13 protein-coding genes and 1 pseudogene are annotated in these 16,344 nt (G+C 64.0%); 7 read left to right on the top strand and 7 right to left on the bottom strand.

Annotated features, from left to right (window positions below; all coding sequences use genetic code 11):
- Positions 1–17: 17 nt before the first annotated feature.
- The 3 genes from AC56QP_RS21195 to AC56QP_RS21185 all read right to left on the bottom strand — a co-directional run bounded on the left by AC56QP_RS21195 (position 18) and on the right by AC56QP_RS21185 (position 3,322).
- On the bottom strand, positions 18–1,148 hold the full coding sequence (locus AC56QP_RS21195) for a patatin-like phospholipase family protein (protein WP_497100376.1): 1,131 nt from the start codon (positions 1,146–1,148) through the stop codon (positions 18–20).
- Between the two features lie 90 nt (positions 1,149–1,238).
- Positions 1,239–2,021 (bottom strand): 3-hydroxybutyrate dehydrogenase, encoded by a 783-nt coding sequence (locus AC56QP_RS21190; protein WP_489858210.1) that lies wholly within the window; start codon positions 2,019–2,021, stop codon positions 1,239–1,241.
- A gap of 212 nt (positions 2,022–2,233) precedes the next feature.
- Positions 2,234–3,322 (bottom strand): citrate synthase/methylcitrate synthase, encoded by a 1,089-nt coding sequence (locus tag AC56QP_RS21185; protein ID WP_489858211.1) that lies wholly within the window; start codon positions 3,320–3,322, stop codon positions 2,234–2,236.
- Positions 3,323–3,419: 97 nt separating this feature from the next.
- Here AC56QP_RS21185 and AC56QP_RS21180 point away from each other — a divergent pair, with 97 nt between their 5' ends.
- Positions 3,420–4,559 (top strand): citrate/2-methylcitrate synthase, encoded by a 1,140-nt coding sequence (locus tag AC56QP_RS21180; RefSeq protein ID WP_489863549.1) that lies wholly within the window; start codon positions 3,420–3,422, stop codon positions 4,557–4,559.
- A gap of 159 nt (positions 4,560–4,718) precedes the next feature.
- Here the strand turns inward: AC56QP_RS21180 and phaR are convergent, their stop codons facing one another.
- Positions 4,719–5,330 carry a polyhydroxyalkanoate synthesis repressor PhaR gene (phaR, locus tag AC56QP_RS21175; RefSeq protein ID WP_489858212.1) on the bottom strand — a complete coding sequence of 204 codons (612 nt, stop codon included), beginning with the start codon at positions 5,328–5,330 and terminating at the stop codon, positions 4,719–4,721.
- A 305-nt stretch (positions 5,331–5,635) separates the two neighbouring features.
- Here phaR and AC56QP_RS21170 point away from each other — a divergent pair, with 305 nt between their 5' ends.
- From AC56QP_RS21170 to AC56QP_RS21145, 6 genes are all read left to right on the top strand, one after another.
- Complete coding sequence (locus tag AC56QP_RS21170; RefSeq protein ID WP_489858213.1) at positions 5,636–6,820, top strand: acetyl-CoA C-acetyltransferase; 1,185 nt, start codon at positions 5,636–5,638, stop codon at positions 6,818–6,820.
- Positions 6,821–7,012: 192 nt separating this feature from the next.
- Positions 7,013–7,738: an acetoacetyl-CoA reductase gene (gene phbB, locus AC56QP_RS21165; RefSeq protein ID WP_489858214.1), complete on the top strand. Its 726-nt coding sequence runs from the start codon at positions 7,013–7,015 to the stop codon at positions 7,736–7,738.
- A gap of 722 nt (positions 7,739–8,460) precedes the next feature.
- Positions 8,461–11,880, top strand: a complete 3,420-nt coding sequence (locus tag AC56QP_RS21160) for a helicase-related protein (RefSeq protein ID WP_489858215.1) — start codon at positions 8,461–8,463, stop codon at positions 11,878–11,880.
- Positions 11,881–11,895: 15 nt separating this feature from the next.
- On the top strand, positions 11,896–12,294 hold the full coding sequence (locus AC56QP_RS21155; RefSeq protein ID WP_489858216.1) for an RNA-binding S4 domain-containing protein: 399 nt from the start codon (positions 11,896–11,898) through the stop codon (positions 12,292–12,294).
- A 236-nt stretch (positions 12,295–12,530) separates the two neighbouring features.
- The gene (gene fdxA, locus AC56QP_RS21150) at positions 12,531–12,869 is read left to right on the top strand and encodes a ferredoxin FdxA (RefSeq protein WP_091578737.1); all 339 of its coding nucleotides are present in this window, start codon (positions 12,531–12,533) and stop codon (positions 12,867–12,869) included.
- Between the two features lie 370 nt (positions 12,870–13,239).
- Complete coding sequence (locus AC56QP_RS21145; RefSeq protein WP_006327799.1) at positions 13,240–13,821, top strand: CarD family transcriptional regulator; 582 nt, start codon at positions 13,240–13,242, stop codon at positions 13,819–13,821.
- Between the two features lie 79 nt (positions 13,822–13,900).
- Here AC56QP_RS21145 and AC56QP_RS21140 read toward each other — a convergent pair.
- The 3 genes and pseudogenes from AC56QP_RS21140 to AC56QP_RS21130 form a co-directional block, all read right to left on the bottom strand.
- A pseudogene (locus AC56QP_RS21140) lies at positions 13,901–14,673 on the bottom strand (amino acid ABC transporter ATP-binding protein).
- Positions 14,670–15,350 (bottom strand): amino acid ABC transporter permease, encoded by a 681-nt coding sequence (locus tag AC56QP_RS21135; protein WP_489858217.1) that lies wholly within the window; start codon positions 15,348–15,350, stop codon positions 14,670–14,672. The pseudogene AC56QP_RS21140 and the gene AC56QP_RS21135 overlap by 4 nt, the downstream one beginning before the upstream one ends.
- A gap of 153 nt (positions 15,351–15,503) precedes the next feature.
- The gene (locus tag AC56QP_RS21130) at positions 15,504–16,277 is read right to left on the bottom strand and encodes an amino acid ABC transporter substrate-binding protein (RefSeq protein WP_489858218.1); all 774 of its coding nucleotides are present in this window, start codon (positions 16,275–16,277) and stop codon (positions 15,504–15,506) included.
- Between the last annotated feature and the right edge of the window lie 67 nt (positions 16,278–16,344).

The following is a 16,344-nucleotide window of genomic DNA, read 5'->3' as shown; positions in this document are numbered from 1 at the left end:
CACTTTCAGTGCCCGCCTCAGGCCTGACGCCGTACCGCCTCCGGGTTCTTGCGAACCGCCAGGAATTCCTTCACCCGCCGGCCGGGTGCGGGACCATGCACCGGCTTGAAGCCGTCATCGAGTTGGCCGGAAAGATCGAGCGTCTGACGATTGCCGACGGCGTCGTAGTTCTCCTCCAGCCAGTCACTGGCGGCGGTGCGGCCGAGATCGCGCAGATAGACCAGGAACGCCCATTCGGCATTGACCTTCGACGACGCCGACAAATCCTTGAACGCCTCATCGGCATCGATGCGATGCATGCGGATGTCGCGGTATTCGCCATGCGGCAAACGGCCAGCGGCGATCAGCTCCTTGACGAAGGCGATCGAGCGGAATTCGCGCAGTAGCCCGGCATTGAAGGTGATCTCATCGATGCGGTTCTGGATTTCGTTGGCGCTCCTTGGCGTTCCTTCCCGCACCACCGGGTTGATCTGCACCAGGAGCACATCCTCGGTCGCTGCCGCCTTGAAGAACGGGAACAACGCCGGATTGCCGCCATAGCCGCCGTCCCAATAGGGCACGCCCTTGATCTCGACGGCGCGGAACAATTGCGGCAGGCAGGCCGAAGCCATCACCGTGTCGAGGTCGATCTCGCCATCGGAAAAGACACGCAACTGCCCGGTTTCGACATTGGTCGCGGAGATGAACAATTCCATCGAATTGCAGGCGCGCACATTGGCGAAATCGATCTCCTGCTGAACCACGTCGCGCAGCGGGTTGAGGCCGAGCGGGTTGGCGACATAGGGCGAGAACACCCGTGACATGGTGTCGAAGAAAGCATAGCCCGGCGTGTTCTCGATCGACCAGTTGCCCCAGGCGACATCCCACGGCATGCGCTGCACCGGGCTGAATCGGCCCTTCGCGGCCACCGCGCGCCAGAAATCCGCGAGCTTCTGCCGCGCCCCGTCGACCCCGCCGCGCACGAAGCCATCGGCCAGCGCCACGGCATTCATCGCGCCGGCGCTGGTGCCGGACACCGCTGATATCTCCAGCCTGCCATCCTCCAGCAGCCGGTCGAGCACGCCCCAGGAAAAGGCTCCGTGCGAGCCGCCGCCCTGAAGCGCGATGTTGATTTTCTTCTTCTCCTCCGCCTTGCCGTTGTTCGTCATGGCGTCGTCCTTGATCTGTCGAGCTGGCTTGTTTCGGGTTTGTCGGTTCTGTTTGGCCGGCCCTTTGGGTAGCTGGGAAAATGTCCGGACTTATGCGGCCGTCCAGCCGCCATCGACCGAGAGATGCGTGCCGTTGACCTGCGCCGCCGCGTCCGAGCACAGGAACACCGCCGCCGCCGCGATCTGCTCGACCGTGACGAATTCCTTGGTCGGTTGCTTGTCCAGCATGACCTCGCGAATGACGGTCTCGCGATCCATCTTGTTGGCTTTCATCTGGTCGGGAATCTGAGCCTCGACCAGCGGCGTCAGCACATAGCCCGGGCAGATTGCATTGCAGGTGATTTTCTCACGCGCGAGCTCGAGCGCGACGGTCTTGGTCAACCCCATGATGCCGTGCTTGGCCGAGACGTAGGCCGATTTGAACGGCGAGGCGACCAGGCCGTGCGCCGAGGCGATGTTGACGATCCGGCCACCACCGGCCTTCTTCATCAGCGGGATCGCGGCTGCGATGGTGTGGAACGCCGACGACAGGTTGATGGCGATGATGGCGTCCCATTTCTCGATCGGGAACTCTTCCACCGGCGCGACATGCTGGATGCCTGCATTGTTGACGAGAATGTCGACCGAACCAAATGTCTCGGCCGCCTTGGCGACAAGCGCCCGGCATTCGGCCGGTTTCGACATGTCGGCCTTGATGTAGGCTGTCTTTACCTTGTGCTGTTTGGCGATCGCATCGGCGATGGCGTGGTCGGCGGCCGTGTCGGAGAAGGAGTTGACGATGACATCATGGCCCTCGGCCGCCAGCGCCTGGGCTATGGCCAGGCCAATGCCCGATGTGGAGCCGGTGACGACGGCGGTTTTTCTGATGGCCAAGGGCGGAATCCTCAGGTTGCGGCAAGAACAGGCCTATGTTGCACTGCAACATATATGCCCTGATCGACGCAAGAACAGCGGTTCCGTTGCGGGAGGAGATGAAATTTTCGTCATGCCAAGAGGCTGCTCGTCGCCACGACAGACGGCCAGTGACGATGCTCGCGCCGAATCCCGGCCGGGTTACCCCCGCCAAAGGGGCGAGTAACATGACCTCAGGCGACGAGGTCCGGCACCGGCCCGACATAGCGCGACTGCGGACGAATGAGCCGTCCGGTCGTCTGCTGCTCGCGCGCATGGGCGATCCAGCCGGCGACGCGGCCGGCGGCGAAGACGTTGCTGAACGCTTGCCTGGGAAAGCCGGCGGCCTCCAGCAGCAGCGCGGTGTAGAATTCGACATTGGTCTGCAGCGAGCGCGACGGCTTGGCGACACGCAGCACATCGAGCGCTGCTTGCTCCACCCTTTCCGCGAAGGCCAGCCGGCGACCGGTTGCGCCCTCGCTGCCGAGTTTGCGCACCACCGCCTTCAGCACGTCGGCACGCGGGTCGCGCACCCGGTAGATACGGTGGCCGAACCCCATGATGCGCTCGCCATGCGCGATCTCGTGGCGCAGCCAGCCAACAGCGTCGCCATGCGCCTCGATTGCATCCAGCATCTCGATGACCGGACCCGGCGCGCCGCCATGCAGCGGGCCCTTGAGCGCGCCGAGACCCGCCAATACCGCCGACGTCAGGCCCGCCTTGGTCGAGGCGACGACGCGGGTCGCAAAGGTCGAGGCGTTGAGGCCGTGGTCGCAGACAGTCACCAGATAGATGTCGAGCGCCTTCGCCAGCGCTGGCGAGGCGACGGTGCCGTTGAGCATCCTCAACATATCGCCGGCATGGTCGGCCGCCTTGTCCGGCGCGAATGGCTTCTCGCCGCGCTGCAGGCGCAGCAAGGCCGGCGTCAGCACTGCTGGCGCCGCGATCAGCCGCAGGGCGTCGGCCAAGGTTTCGCCGTCCGGCAGGAAAGCGATGCCGGCGCGCATCGCGCTGTAGACATCGAGCGATGCCAGCAGGGGCAACGAGGGCAAAAGCCGCTCGAACACGTCGACGCGCGCCTGGCCGATCCTCTGCGCCAGTTCCGCATCGCCGGGAAGGTCTTCGAAGAAACCGTCCAGCAACAGCCGAACCACCTGGATGAAGTTCCAGCGGCTGGCCAATTCCGGCAGCGAATGACCGCGGATGGTCAGATGGCCGCCAAGACCGTCCACATCGGAAAGGACGGTTTCCGCCGCCACCACGTCATCGAGCCCATTTGCCATGGCCTGTCTCCTTGAACCGTTTCCGCATCGCAGATAAGGGTAGTCAACATGGTCATCAATCTTGATCAATAGAATCAATATATCGGAGGATTCGACCCTGTCGGAGTGGCTGTCTCGGGAAGAAGCGCTTGAACGCCTCAAGGTGCGGGCACAGACGCTCTATGCCTATGTCAGCCGTGGGCGCATCGGCATGCGGCCCGACCGCGCCGATCCGCGCCGCAGCCAGTATCGCGCCGACGACATCGCCGCCCTGGCGACCCGCCGGGCACGTGGACGCAGCCCGTCGGCCATCGCCGAAAGCGCCATCGCCTGGGGCGAGCCGTCGATCGCGACCTCGATCTCGACCGTTTTGCACGGTCGTCTCATCTATCGTGGCCGGGATGCCGTTGCGCTCTCCGGGCACGCCACGCTGGAGGAAGCCGCCGCCGTCCTGTGGGAGCTGTCAGAGCCGGCTGTTTTCGCGTCCCCGCCGCCCGGCGCGCCGGATCGGGACAGCAGGGCGGCCGCCTTCGCGCGGCTTGCCTTGGCTGCTGCCGAGGGGCGCCCATCGCTCGGGCGCGGCGCCACCTCGCTGCACGCCGATGCCGCGCAGGCGGTTGGCGTGTTGGCCAGCGCCTTCGGCGCGTCGGCGGGACCGAATCCGGTCCATCGGCGGTTGGCGCAAGGCTGGTCAGTGGATGCTGGTGGCGCGGAAGCGATCCGCCGCACGCTTGTCCTGCTCGCCGACCATGAGCTGAACGCGTCGACTTTCGCCGCTCGTGTCGCCGCTTCCACCGGCTCGCCGATGGCCGCTTGCCTGCTCGCGGGGCTCGCGACGCTATCGGGCCCGCGCCATGGCGGTGCCGGCGAAGCAGTGATGCAATTGGCCGAGGACGCGGCGCGGCATGGCGCCGACGCGGCGATCCGGCGCTGGCTCAGCCACGACCGGCCGCTGCCGGGGTTCGGCCATCCGCTCTATCCCGACGGCGATCCGCGGGCCGTCGCCCTGCTGGCGACCATCGATGCCGACGAGACATTGCGATCCCTGGAAAACGCCGCCTTTGTCGCGACCGGCGCACGCCCCAACATTGACCTCGCCCTGGCCGCTCTGACGCGCGGCCTTGGCTTGCCGCGCGATGCGCCGTTCTGCCTGTTCGCGCTCGGACGGAGTGTCGGCTGGGCAGCGCACACGGTCGAACAGATAACCAGCGGAAGCGCCATCAGGCCGCGCGGTCGCTATCAGGGATTGCTGCCCTGATGCAGGCCGCCCAAAAGCGCGCGGTGCGATTTTGGTACACCGACATGCATAAAAACAATGGCTCAAGGCGCGCCGACTGAACCCGTTTCCAGCGCCACGCGCTCAAGGCTCACGGCAATCCGATGCGCCGCTGCCTACCGGATCTTTCGATCCAACGTCTCACGACATGGTGTCGAGCTTGCGCTGCATGGCCGCGATCTGGTCCTTCAGTTCCTGAAGGTCATCGGGCTTTTCCGGCGTTTCCTTCCTGGCCGGCTCGGGCGTTGGCGCGGCGGCAGCACCGGGACCGACGGGCGGGAACGGCGTGAACAGACGCATGGCATTCTGGAACATTTCCATGTTGCGGCGTGTCTGCTCTTCCAGCGCCTTGATGGGCGTGGTGATCTTCATCATGTCCAGCGGCGACTTGCCGAGCGCGCCCTTCATCTGCTCGCGAAACCGTTCCTGCTCCTTGGAGAAGGCCAGCATGGACTGTTCGAGGAAGCTCGGCACGATCATCTGCATCTGGTCGCCATAGTAAGCGATCAACTGGCGCAGAAACGGGATTGGCAGCATGTTCTGCCCATCCTTGTTCTCCAGCTCGAAGATGATCTGGGTCAGCACCGGATGCGTGATGTCGTCACCGGTCTTGGCGTCCTGGACGGTGAACTCCTCGCCCTTCTTGACCATCTCGGCGAGGTCCTCAAGCGTCACATAAGTGCTGGTGCCGGTGTTGTAGAGGCGGCGATTGGCGTATTTCTTGATGATGATCGGATCGTCTTTCGCGGCCATCTGCATCCTCCCCGGGACACCGGCACGCGCTGAGTAAGCCGCCGGTAACGATTGTGCCTTTTTCGAGGATATGCGCAAAAGCCTCATAATTCCAAGCAGTTTGTGCAGTGCGGGATCATATAATGCTGCATAGCAGGCAAAATATGCTGCGCAGCAATGCAGGGACCGCCGCCGTGGCGACATGCGGCCTGGTTGCGGCGCATGGGCGCCATGCCCATTTCAGGTTTGACTTGGATCATGGAAAGGGCAAGAAAAGTCCCCCAACAATGTCCAAAAACACGACAGCTCGAAGTCTGGAGAAGAAAATGTCCTCTGCCAATTCCATCGTTGTCGCCAGTGCGGCACGCACGGCCGTCGGCTCCTTCAATGGTGCCTTCGCCGCTACCCCGGCGCATGAACTCGGTGCTGTCGTCGTCAGGGAACTCTTGTCGCGTGCCGGTGTCGAAGCCGCCGAGGTCGACGAGGTTATCCTCGGCCAAGTGCTGACCGCCGCCCAGGGCCAAAACCCGGCCCGCCAGGCTTCGATCATTGCCGGCCTGCCCAAGGAAACCACCGCTTGGGGCCTCAACCAGGTTTGCGGCTCGGGCTTGCGCGCCATTGCTCTGGGCATGCAGCAGATCGCCACCGGCGACGCCAAGGTGATCATCGCCGGCGGCCAGGAATCGATGTCGCTGTCGCCGCACGCGGAACACCTGCGCGCCGGCGTCAAGATGGGCGACTACAAGATGATCGACACCATGATCAAGGACGGGCTGTGGGATGCCTTCAACGGCTATCACATGGGCAACACCGCCGAAAACGTCGCCCGCCAGTTCCAGATCACCCGCGACGACCAGGACCAGTTCGCGCTGGCCTCCCAGAACAAGGCCGAGGCCGCGCAGAAGGCCGGCAAGTTCAAGGACGAGATCGTCGCCTTCACCATCAAGGGCAAGAAGGGCGACACCATCGTCGACCAGGACGAATACATCCGCCACGGCGCCACGATCGACGCCATGACCAAGCTGAAGCCGGCTTTCGACAAGGACGGCACGGTGACTGCCGCCAACGCTTCCGGCATCAATGACGGCGCCGCCGGCGCGCTGCTGATGACCGAGGCGGAAGCCGCAAGGCGCGGCATCACGCCGCTGGCGCGCATCGCCTCCTGGGCGACCGCCGGCGTCGATCCGGCGATCATGGGCACCGGACCCATTCCGGCTTCGCGCAAGGCGCTGGCCAAGGCCGGCTGGTCGGTCGGCGATCTCGACCTGATCGAGGCCAACGAGGCTTTTGCCGCCCAGGCCTGCGCCGTTAACAAGGACATGGGCTGGGATCCTTCGATCGTCAACGTCAATGGCGGCGCCATCGCCATCGGCCATCCGATCGGCGCTTCGGGTGCCCGCATCTTCAACACGCTGGTCTATGAGATGCGCCGCCGTGGCGCCAAGAAAGGCCTCGCCACCCTATGCATTGGCGGCGGCATGGGCGTCGCCATGTGCGTGGAAGCGCTCTGACGAGAGCACTGGACGGCCGGCGAATGCATGTCGTCCAAAAGTGCGTAGCGGTTTTGGGAAGACGACATGAATGAAAACAGACAGCTAAAGCGCGTCGCCTGAATTTACTTCAGGTGACGCGGTTTGGCCGCCCGGTCCATATCCAGTGCCTGCCAAGCCCGACAACAGGGCGATATCAAAAAGGGGAAACGCATGAGCAAGGTTGCAATCGTTACGGGCGGGTCGCGCGGCATTGGCGCGGCGATCTCGATCGCATTGAAGAACGCCGGCTATTCGGTTGCCGCGAACTACGCCGGCAACGACGATGCGGCGGCGAAATTCAAGGCCGAGACCGGCATTCCGGTCTACAGATGGTCGGTCGCCGACTACGACGCCTGTGCCACCGGCATCAAACAGGTCGAAGCCGATCTCGGCCCGATCTCGGTGCTGGTCAACAATGCCGGCATCACCCGCGATGCCATGTTCCACAAGATCACGCGCGAACAGTGGAAAGAGGTCATCGACACCAACCTGTCGGGCGTCTTCAACATGACGCATCCTCTGTGGAGCGGCATGCGCGACCGTAAGTTCGGCCGCGTCATCACCATCTCGTCGATCAACGGCCAGAAGGGTCAGGCCGGCCAGGTCAACTATTCCGCCGCCAAGGCCGGCGACATCGGCTTTTCGAAAGCGCTTGCACAGGAAGGCGCTCGAGCCGGCATCACCGTCAATGTCATCTGCCCCGGTTACATCGCCACCGAGATGGTCAAGGCAATCGACGAGAAGGTGCTCAACGAGCGCATCATCCCGCAGATCCCGGTCGGCCGCCTCGGCGAGCCGGAAGAGATTGCGCGCTGCGTCGTCTTCCTCGCTTCCGACGATGCCGGCTTCATCACCGGCTCGACCATCTCAGCCAATGGCGGCCAGTACTTCGCCTGAAACCCGGACAACGGCCTCATACAGGCAATCGCACTGCGACAGGCGGATCGGGAACCGGTCCGTTTTTAAGGCAGCCCGGCTGCCGTGAAGGCCCCGCTGCGGGGCGATGATCCAATCCGGCACGCAAAGGTTAACGGCGGTGACACCTCTTGTGCGAAACTCGTCCGCAAACCTGTGGATTCTCGGTGGATAACCTGTTTACAACACAAGATATTGTGGTGAACAAAACAGGAATATTCCGCGATCGCTGATTCGTCGCCGATTCGTTCCGGCTTTGAGCGGAACGTTAACGATAGCGGCCGGAATCGCCTGCCGGATCCTTAACGCGAATTAAGAAAGACCAACAATTTCATTATCTTGGATGAGGCGAACCAGAACGTTGCAGTCGTTCACCGGCAAAAGTTAACGTCGGGGCTCGCCTTGCATGAAACGGGCCAGTTCGGCGATTCAGCATGTGGTAAGAGTCGCGGTCGCAAAATCCACATATAGCCGTGAACAAAACCTGAATCAGGACGAGTCACTGATTCGTCGCCGATTCGTTCCAGACTCGTTCCAACGGTTAATCCGCGGCCGGTTGAGAGCTTGACAGGACCGCCTTCGGGCCCTCGCCGGAACATTCCGCTTTCGCTTCGCGCGCTAAATCCCTATGTGTCGGCTGTCATACGCGCCACTCGAGGCACGCTCCCGACAACGAGAGGCCAGAAAGCCTTATTTCCAGGTCGATGAACATCCAGCCGAAACACACTGAGCCGCTGATCTTGTCGGGACGCGACGTGACCGCCGTGCTTGGGCCGACCAACACCGGCAAGACCCATCTCGCCATCGAGCGCATGGTGGCGCACGAGAGTGGCATCATCGGCCTGCCGCTCAGGCTGCTCGCGCGGGAAGTTTACGCTCGCGTCTGCGAAAAGGTCGGCGCTCACAAGGTCGCGCTGATCACCGGCGAGGAAAAGATCCAGCCGGCCGGCGCCAGATATTCGGTCTGCACCGTCGAGGCGATGCCGCGCGAGACCGACGCCGCCTTCGTCGCCATCGACGAGGTGCAGCTTGCCGGCGACCTCGAGCGCGGCCACATCTTCACCGACCGCATCCTGCATCTGCGCGGCCGCCAGGAGACGCTGCTGCTGGGCGCGGCCACCATGCAGGGCATCCTCCAGCGCCTGCTGAAGGGCGTCTCGGTGGTGACGCGGCCAAGGCTGTCGCATCTGGCCTATGCCGGCTCGAAGAAGCTGACGCGCCTGCCGCGCCGCACGGCGATCGTCGCCTTCTCCGCCGACGAGGTCTACGCCATCGCCGAGCTGATCCGCCGTCAGCAAGGTGGTGCCGCCGTCGTGCTCGGGGCGCTTAGCCCGCGCACCCGCAACGCGCAGGTGGCGCTGTTCCAGTCCGGCGATGTCGACTATCTCATCGCCACCGACGCCATCGGCATGGGCCTCAACCTCGATCTCGACCACGTCGCCTTCGCCCAGAACCGCAAGTTCGACGGCTTCCAATACAGAAACCTGTCGGCGGCCGAGCTCGGCCAGATCGCCGGCCGCGCCGGCCGGCATCTGCGCGACGGCACCTTTGGCGTCACCGGCCAGGTCGATCCGCTGGACGAGGATCTGGTCAAGAAGATCGAAGGCCATGATTTCGACCCGGTGAAGGTGCTGCAGTGGCGTACCGCGCATTTCGACTTCGCCAGCCTCGATACGTTGAAGCGCTCGATCGAGACCAACGCCCCGGTCGAAGGCCTGACCCGCGCGCTGCCGGCGGTCGATGCCCAGGCACTTGAATATCTGTCGCGCGACGAAGACATCCGCGCACTTGCCACCGATGCCAAACGCGTGGCGCTGCTGTGGGAAGCCTGTGCCCTGCCCGATTACCGCAAGATAGCGCCGGCCCAGCATGCCGACCTGATCGCCTCCATCTACATGGACCTCGCCCGGCATGGCCATGTCGACGAGAACTACATGGCCGAGCAGGTGCGCCGCGCCGACACCACCGAGGGCGACATCGACACGCTGTCCCATCGCATCGCCCAGATCCGCACCTGGACATTCGTGTCGAACCGGCCCGGCTGGCTGGCCGATCAGGCACACTGGCAGGAAAAGACGCGCGAAATCGAAGACAGATTGTCGGATGCGCTGCATGAGCGGTTGACGAAACGCTTCGTAGACCGCAGGACTTCCGTCCTCATGCGGCGCCTTAGAGAAAATACCATGCCTGAAGCCGAAATAAGCCCAACCGGAACCGTCCTTGTCGAAGGCCATCATGTCGGCGAGTTGCAAGGGTTCCGCTTCACCGCCGACCAGAGCGCCGGCGGCGAGGACGCCAAGGCGGTACGCACCGCCGCCCAGAAGGCGCTGGCCGCCGAATTCGAGGCGCGTGCCGAACGCTTCGGCGCTTGCGCCAATGGCGATATCGCGCTCGGCTCGGATGGCACGCTGCGCTGGATCGGCGCGCCGATCGGCACGCTGGTCGCTGGCGAAGACGCGCTGAAGCCCCGCCTGGTGCTGCTGGCCGACGAACAACTGACCGGCCCGGCGCGCGACAAGGTCGCGGCGCGTGCCGAGCGTTTCGTCAATTTCCAGATCGAAACGCTGCTGAAGCCGCTGGTCGACCTGAAGAACGCCGACCAGATTTCCGGCATAGGCCGTGGCATTGCTTTCCAGCTTGTCGAGAATTTTGGCCTTATAAACCGCCGCGACATCGCCGAGGAGATGAAGTCGCTCGACCAGGAGGGCCGTGCCGCGCTTCGCCGGCTTGGCGTGCGCTTCGGCGCCTATCATGTCTTCGTGCCGGCGCTGATCAAGCCGGCACCGGCCGGACTAGTGACGCTGCTGTGGGCGCTGAAGAATGACGGCAAGGACAAGCCCGGCTTTGGCGACGTGGTCCATGCGCTCGCTTCCGGCCGCACCTCGGTGGTTATCGACCCGACCTTCGACAAGACGTTCTACAAGCTCGCCGGCTACCGCAATCTCGGCCGCCGCGCCGTGCGCATCGACATTCTGGAGCGGCTGGCGGACCTGATCCGTCCGGCGACCAACTGGAAACCCGGTCTCGGCCAGCGGCCGGACGGTGCGTATGACGGCCAGTCCTTCATGGTGACGCCGCCGATGATGTCGATCCTCGGCGCCACCGCCGACGACATGGAAGAAATCCTGAAAGGCCTCGGCTATCGCGCCGAGCCGAAGCCGCCGGCCGAAGTGAAGGCCCGGCTCGAAGCGCAGGACAACGCCGCGCGCGAGGCGGCGGCGGCGAAGCTGGCGGCGGAAGAGACAGCACGCGCGGAGCAGGCCAAGGCAGCGGAAGACGCGGCGGCGCATGCCGCCGCCGAAACGCCAGCCGAAGGTTCCGAGCCGGCATCGGACGCGGTAGACGTTTCAGAAACGGCAACTGAAATTGCAGCCGAAATCACCGTGGACGCTGCGGCGGAACCTGCCGTGGGAGAACAGCCGGGCGCTCAGGTCGAAACGGTGCAAGACGACGCGCCCGCAGCCTTGGCCGCGGCCGAAACCGCCGAACCCGCGCCGGTTGAACCGCAGGCAGAGCCTGAGGCCGCCGAGATTGAAGCCGCACCGGTGGCAGAAGCCGCACCGGCCGGGCTGGCGTCGGATGCTGCGTCTGCGACGGACGCGGCGGAGCCCGCGGTGGCGGAGGCCACGGACGGCGAACCCGCACCAGAAGCGGAAGCTCCGAAGCCCATCCTGTTGTGGCGTCAGGGCCGTTTCGATCAGCGGCCGCGCCATCGCGAAGACAACCGCAGGAACAATCGCCCGCGCAACGGACAAGCCGCGCGCGGCCGAAGCGATGCCCCGGCCGATGCCGGAGGCACGCAGGCTGCAGCCACGCCTGGAGAGCGTCCTGCCCATGAAGGCCGGCGCGACGGCGCCGGCAAGCCGCGCTTCGACCGCTCGAAGTTCAAACCCAAGCCGCAGGGCGAAGGCGAACAGCGGCGTGAAGGCCGGCCGCAAGGCGAGCGTCCCGACCGCCGCGAAGGCCGGCCCGACTGGAAGGGCGGCAGGCCGGAAGGCAAGGGTGGTCCGCAAGGCGGAAAGCCCACCTTCCAGCCGAAGCCGCGCGAGGAGCGCCCGGCGCGCTTCGATCCGGACTCGCCCTTTGCCAAGCTCGCCGCGTTGCGTGATCAGCTGAAGAAGTAGGCTCGGCGCGCTTCGATGGTTGCCCCGACCGCCGTGAGAGACCGCCAGCGCATCGACAAATGGCTGTTCTTCTCGCGCGCCGTGAAATCGCGCTCGCTGGCGGCGAAACTGGTCGTCGCCGGCCGCGTGCGCATCAATCGCGACAAAGCAGCGCAGGCCTCCGATCTGGTCAAGCCTGGCGACGTCCTGACCATCACGCTCGAACGGCGCATCTTCATTTGGAAGGTGCTCGGCGCCGGTGCGCGGCGCGGCCCTGCCGAGGAAGCCCGCACCCTCTACGAGGATATGTCGCCACCGCCGGCGCAAAAGGGTGAAGCCATTCCCGACGCTATGCCGGCACTGCGCGAGGCCGGTAGCGGCCGCCCGACCAAGAAGGAACGCCGCCAGACCGACCACTTGCTCGGCGACGACTGATGCATGCCGGCCCATGGCGCGCAGCCGTTTTGGGCCAACGACATGCACAAAACAAAACCCGGAACCGGCAAACAGGACACTCCGCCGGGCATGTCGGGCCTCGGCCGCGCCGGCCGTCTGGAATTTCATTCCGAAAACCCTGGCGCCACTGGCGACCGCCGCCCTTGCAAGCGGCGGGCAAAGGCGTTACCTGACGGAAAAAGCCCAACAAAAATGGGACGTCCCGGAGCCGACCGATGACCTATGTCGTGACCGACAATTGCATCAAATGCAAATATATGGACTGCATCGAAGTCTGTCCGGTCGACTGTTTCTACGAAGGCGAGAACATGCTCGTCATCCATCCTGACGAGTGCATCGACTGCGGCGTCTGCGAACCGGAATGTCCGGCCGACGCGATCAAGCCCGACACCGAGCCCGGCCTCGACAAATGGCTGCAGATCAACACCGAATATGCCGAGAAATGGCCTAACATCACCGCCAAGAAGGAACCGCCGGCCGACGCCAAATCGTTCGACGGCGAGGCCGGCAAGTTCGAGAAATACTTCTCGGCCGAGCCGGGCGAAGGCGATTGACAACACCGCCGTAAAGAGCGGTATTACGCAGCGTAACAGGGACGACACATTGACCGCCTTGACAGGCGGCGATTGCGTGTGGCCTTCGCTTACGCAGCAAAACCTTGATTCTTCCGACTTTTTGTGCTACATCAGCAAAACATGCCGGTGACACAACGTCGATTGATGGCGCAGACGCCCCAAATCACTGAAAGGTGAAAATCCCATTCCGGACCAGAGCGATCTGGGCCAGGCGGTCGCAATCTCTGCGGTTTGCCGGTCCCGGCTTTTCCGGTGGGTTCGTCTGTTGTGCGGCTAACGATCGGTTTCCCCGATCGCGCGAGTTCGGGCCGGCAGGACGCCGGCGCCACAACAAGGAGTTCAGGGCGTAATGGCAACGATCACCCCGCAGAAGAAGTCCACCGCTGCGCGTCACGGTTTCAAGACCGGCGAGTACATCGTCTATCCGGCGCATGGCGTCGGCCAGATCGTCTCGATCGACGAGCAGGAAGTTGCTGGACACAAGCTGGAACTGTTTGTCATCGACTTCCAGAAGGACAAGATGCGCCTGAAGGTGCCGGTCGCCAAGGCGACCTCCATCGGCATGCGCAAGCTGTCGGAAGAGGATTATGTCGAGCGCGCGCTGAAGGTCGTGCAGGGCCGCGCCCGCGTCAAGCGCACCATGTGGTCGCGCCGCGCCCAGGAATATGATGCGAAGATCAATTCCGGCGACCTGATCTCGATCTCGGAAGTTGTGCGCGACCTCTACCGCGCCGACAACCAGCCTGAGCAGTCCTATTCCGAACGCCAGCTTTACGAGGCGGCGCTCGACCGCATGGCCCGCGAGATCGCTGCCGTCAACCGCATGTCGGAAACCGAAGCCGTGCGCCTGATCGAGGTTAACCTCAACAAGGGTCCTAAGCGCGGTGCCAAGGCCGACAATGAGGAAGCCGAGCAGGAAGAAGCTGCCTGAGCTTTTCCGCCCTTGAGTTCTTGAAAAACCCGGCCTCGCGCCGGGTTTTTATTTTGGGAAGGCGAGGTGAAGGCCGCGCCTATGCCTCGCCGCCACCCTCCTTCTCCGCCTCCTGCTTCAGCGTCGCGATGAAACGCCTGGTGCGCTGGTGCTCGGGATTGCCGAACAGCACGGCGGCCGGCCCCTTCTCGACGATAATGCCGGCGTCGAGAAACACCACTTCCTGCGCGATCTTGGAGGCGAGGCGCAGATCATGCGTCGCCATCACCATGGTCGTTCCTTCGCTGGCAAGCTTGCCAAGCACGTCGACCACCTCTTGCGCCAGCTCCGGGTCGAGCGCCGAGGTCGGCTCGTCACACAGCAGCACTTTCGGCGATGGCGCCAGCGCCCTGCGATCGCCACGCGTTGCTGCTGGCCGCCCGACAGCGTCGCTGGCCAGGCGTCGACCTTGTGCGCCATGCCGACCTTCTCGAGCAGGGCGAGCGCCCGCTCGCGTGCCCTCTCGGGTGGCCATTTCAGCACCGTCACCAGCCCTTCCATGACATTCTCGATCGCGGTTCGGTGCGGGAACAGCTGGAAATTCTGGAACACCATGCCGGTCTGCAGGCGCAGTCGCTGGATGTCCTTTGCCGCGACCTTGCCACCGGGGCGGAACTCAAGCATCTCGTCGCCGATGCGCACCGTGCCCGAGGTCGGGATCTCCAGCAGGTTGATGCAGCGCAGCAGCGTGCTCTTGCCGCCGCCCGAAGGGCCGACCAGCGCGGTAACGCTACCCTCGGCGATGGTGACCGTCACGCCCTTCAGCACGAGATTGTCGCCGAAGCGCTTTTCGATGTTGGTGAGGCCGATCATGAGCGCGCCTCCAGGAAGCCGCCATAGCGGTTGAGCCGCGTTTCCAGCCGCGTCTGCAAGGCCGACAGCACCGAGCTCAGCGCCAGGTAGAGGATCGCCGCTTCGACATAGAGGATCAGCGGCTCGTAGGTGGTGGCGACGATGCGCTGCGCCGCCTGGAACATCTCCGGCACGGTGATGGCGGCGGCCAGCGACGTGTCCTTGACCAGTGAGATGAAGGTGTTGGAGAGCGGCGGCACCGCGACCCGGCCGGCCTGCGGCAGGATGGTGCGCCGCATCGCCTGGCTCCATGTCATGCCGATCGAATAGGCGGCTTCCCACTGGCCCTTCGGCACCGAGCCGATGGCGGCGCGAATAATTTCCGACGTGTAGGCGCCGATGTTGAGCGTGAAGCCGATCAACGCCGCGGTGAAGGCATCAAGCAGGATACCGGCCGAGGGCAGGCCGTAGAAGATCAGGAACAGTTGCACCAGGAGCGGCGTGCCACGGAAAATCCAGACGTAGAAGCGCACAAGCGCGACCAGCGGCTTCGGGCCGAACAACCGCGCAAGTGCCGCGCCCAGGCCGACAGTCAGACCAAGAGCGAAGGAAAGCAGTGTCAACGGCACGGTGAAAATCAGCGCCGCCCACAAAAGCGAAGGCAGCGACTCCAGCATCAGTTGCAGCCAGTGCGGCACGAAAGGCCCCTCCTTGCGATTGCCGTTCCAGGCGAGACGGCTTCATCGAAGCGCGAACAAACACGCCATATCACGCGAAAGGCGGCGGGCCGTCAAAAGACGGTCCGCCGCCAGGCATCCTTGCATGGGCCGGCAACCGGCCCACCTCCTGAATTACTTCGAGACGTCCTGACCGAAATAGGTGTCGGCGATTTTCTTGTAGGTGCCGTCGGCCTTGATGTCGGCCAGCGCCTTGTTGATGGCGGCGACCAGCTCCGGATCGCCCTTGCGCACGATGACGCCGGAATAGTCGGCGTTTTCTTCCTGCGCCGCGATCTTCACATTGGCGTCCGGCTTGTGCTTCTTGAAGTCGAGGAACGACAGGCTGTCATTGATGGTGGCGTCTGCGCGGCCGGTCAAAAGCAGCTGGATCGACTGGTCGAACCCATCGGTGCCGACGAGCTCTGCGCCGTTCGTCTCGGCCAACTTGCCGAAGTTCGAGGTCAATGACTGCGCCGACTTCTTGCCCTTGAGATCGGCGAAGGTCTTGATGTCGGTGTTGTCGCCACGCACGATCAGCACCGCCTTGGAGGCGATATAGGGATCGGAGAAGTCATACTTGGCCTTGCGGGCGTCGGTGATGCCGACTTCGTTGATGACGGCGTCATAGCGATTGGCGTCGAGCCCGGCTATCAGCCCGTCCCACTTGCCTTCGAGGAACTCCACCTTGACGCCGAGCTTCTCGCCGATCGCCTTGGCGATCTCGACGTCGAAGCCGACCAGCGCGCCGGCTGCATCATGATAGGTGAACGGTGCGTAGGTGCCTTCCGTGCCGACCTTGATGACCCCGGCCTGCTTGATCTGGTCGAAATTGGCGCCGGCATGGCCAGCGGTGACAGCCAGAACCTGCAGCGTTCCGGCGACGATAAGCGACTTGAGCCATTTCATTTTTCTGTGATCCCGTCCTTGGCCTGATATCCGGCATGTTGTGAGCGCTGGAAACTGACAGATGCAA

It is taken from the genome of Mesorhizobium sp. RCAM 05104 (assembly GCF_059683645.1).
The sequence above is the reverse complement of the archived record's forward strand: the minus strand, read 5'-3'. Positions and strand labels throughout refer to the sequence as shown.

Excerpts from the sequence above, each read along its gene's own strand:
- AC56QP_RS21195 (WP_497100376.1), bottom strand. The coding sequence starts at position 1,148 with ATGACGAACAACGGCAAGGCGGAGGAGAAGAAGAAAATCAACATCGCG.
- phaR (WP_489858212.1), bottom strand. The coding sequence starts at position 5,330 with ATGGCCGCGAAAGACGATCCGATCATCATCAAGAAATACGCCAATCGC.
- fdxA (WP_091578737.1), top strand. The coding sequence starts at position 12,531 with ATGACCTATGTCGTGACCGACAATTGCATCAAATGCAAATATATGGAC.
- AC56QP_RS21155 (WP_489858216.1), top strand. The coding sequence starts at position 11,896 with ATGGTTGCCCCGACCGCCGTGAGAGACCGCCAGCGCATCGACAAATGG.
- AC56QP_RS21160 (WP_489858215.1), top strand. The coding sequence starts at position 8,461 with ATGAACATCCAGCCGAAACACACTGAGCCGCTGATCTTGTCGGGACGC.
- phbB (WP_489858214.1), top strand. The coding sequence starts at position 7,013 with ATGAGCAAGGTTGCAATCGTTACGGGCGGGTCGCGCGGCATTGGCGCG.
- AC56QP_RS21185 (WP_489858211.1), bottom strand. The coding sequence starts at position 3,322 with ATGGCAAATGGGCTCGATGACGTGGTGGCGGCGGAAACCGTCCTTTCC.
- AC56QP_RS21130 (WP_489858218.1), bottom strand. The coding sequence starts at position 16,277 with ATGAAATGGCTCAAGTCGCTTATCGTCGCCGGAACGCTGCAGGTTCTG.
- AC56QP_RS21170 (WP_489858213.1), top strand. The coding sequence starts at position 5,636 with ATGTCCTCTGCCAATTCCATCGTTGTCGCCAGTGCGGCACGCACGGCC.
- AC56QP_RS21145 (WP_006327799.1), top strand. The coding sequence starts at position 13,240 with ATGGCAACGATCACCCCGCAGAAGAAGTCCACCGCTGCGCGTCACGGT.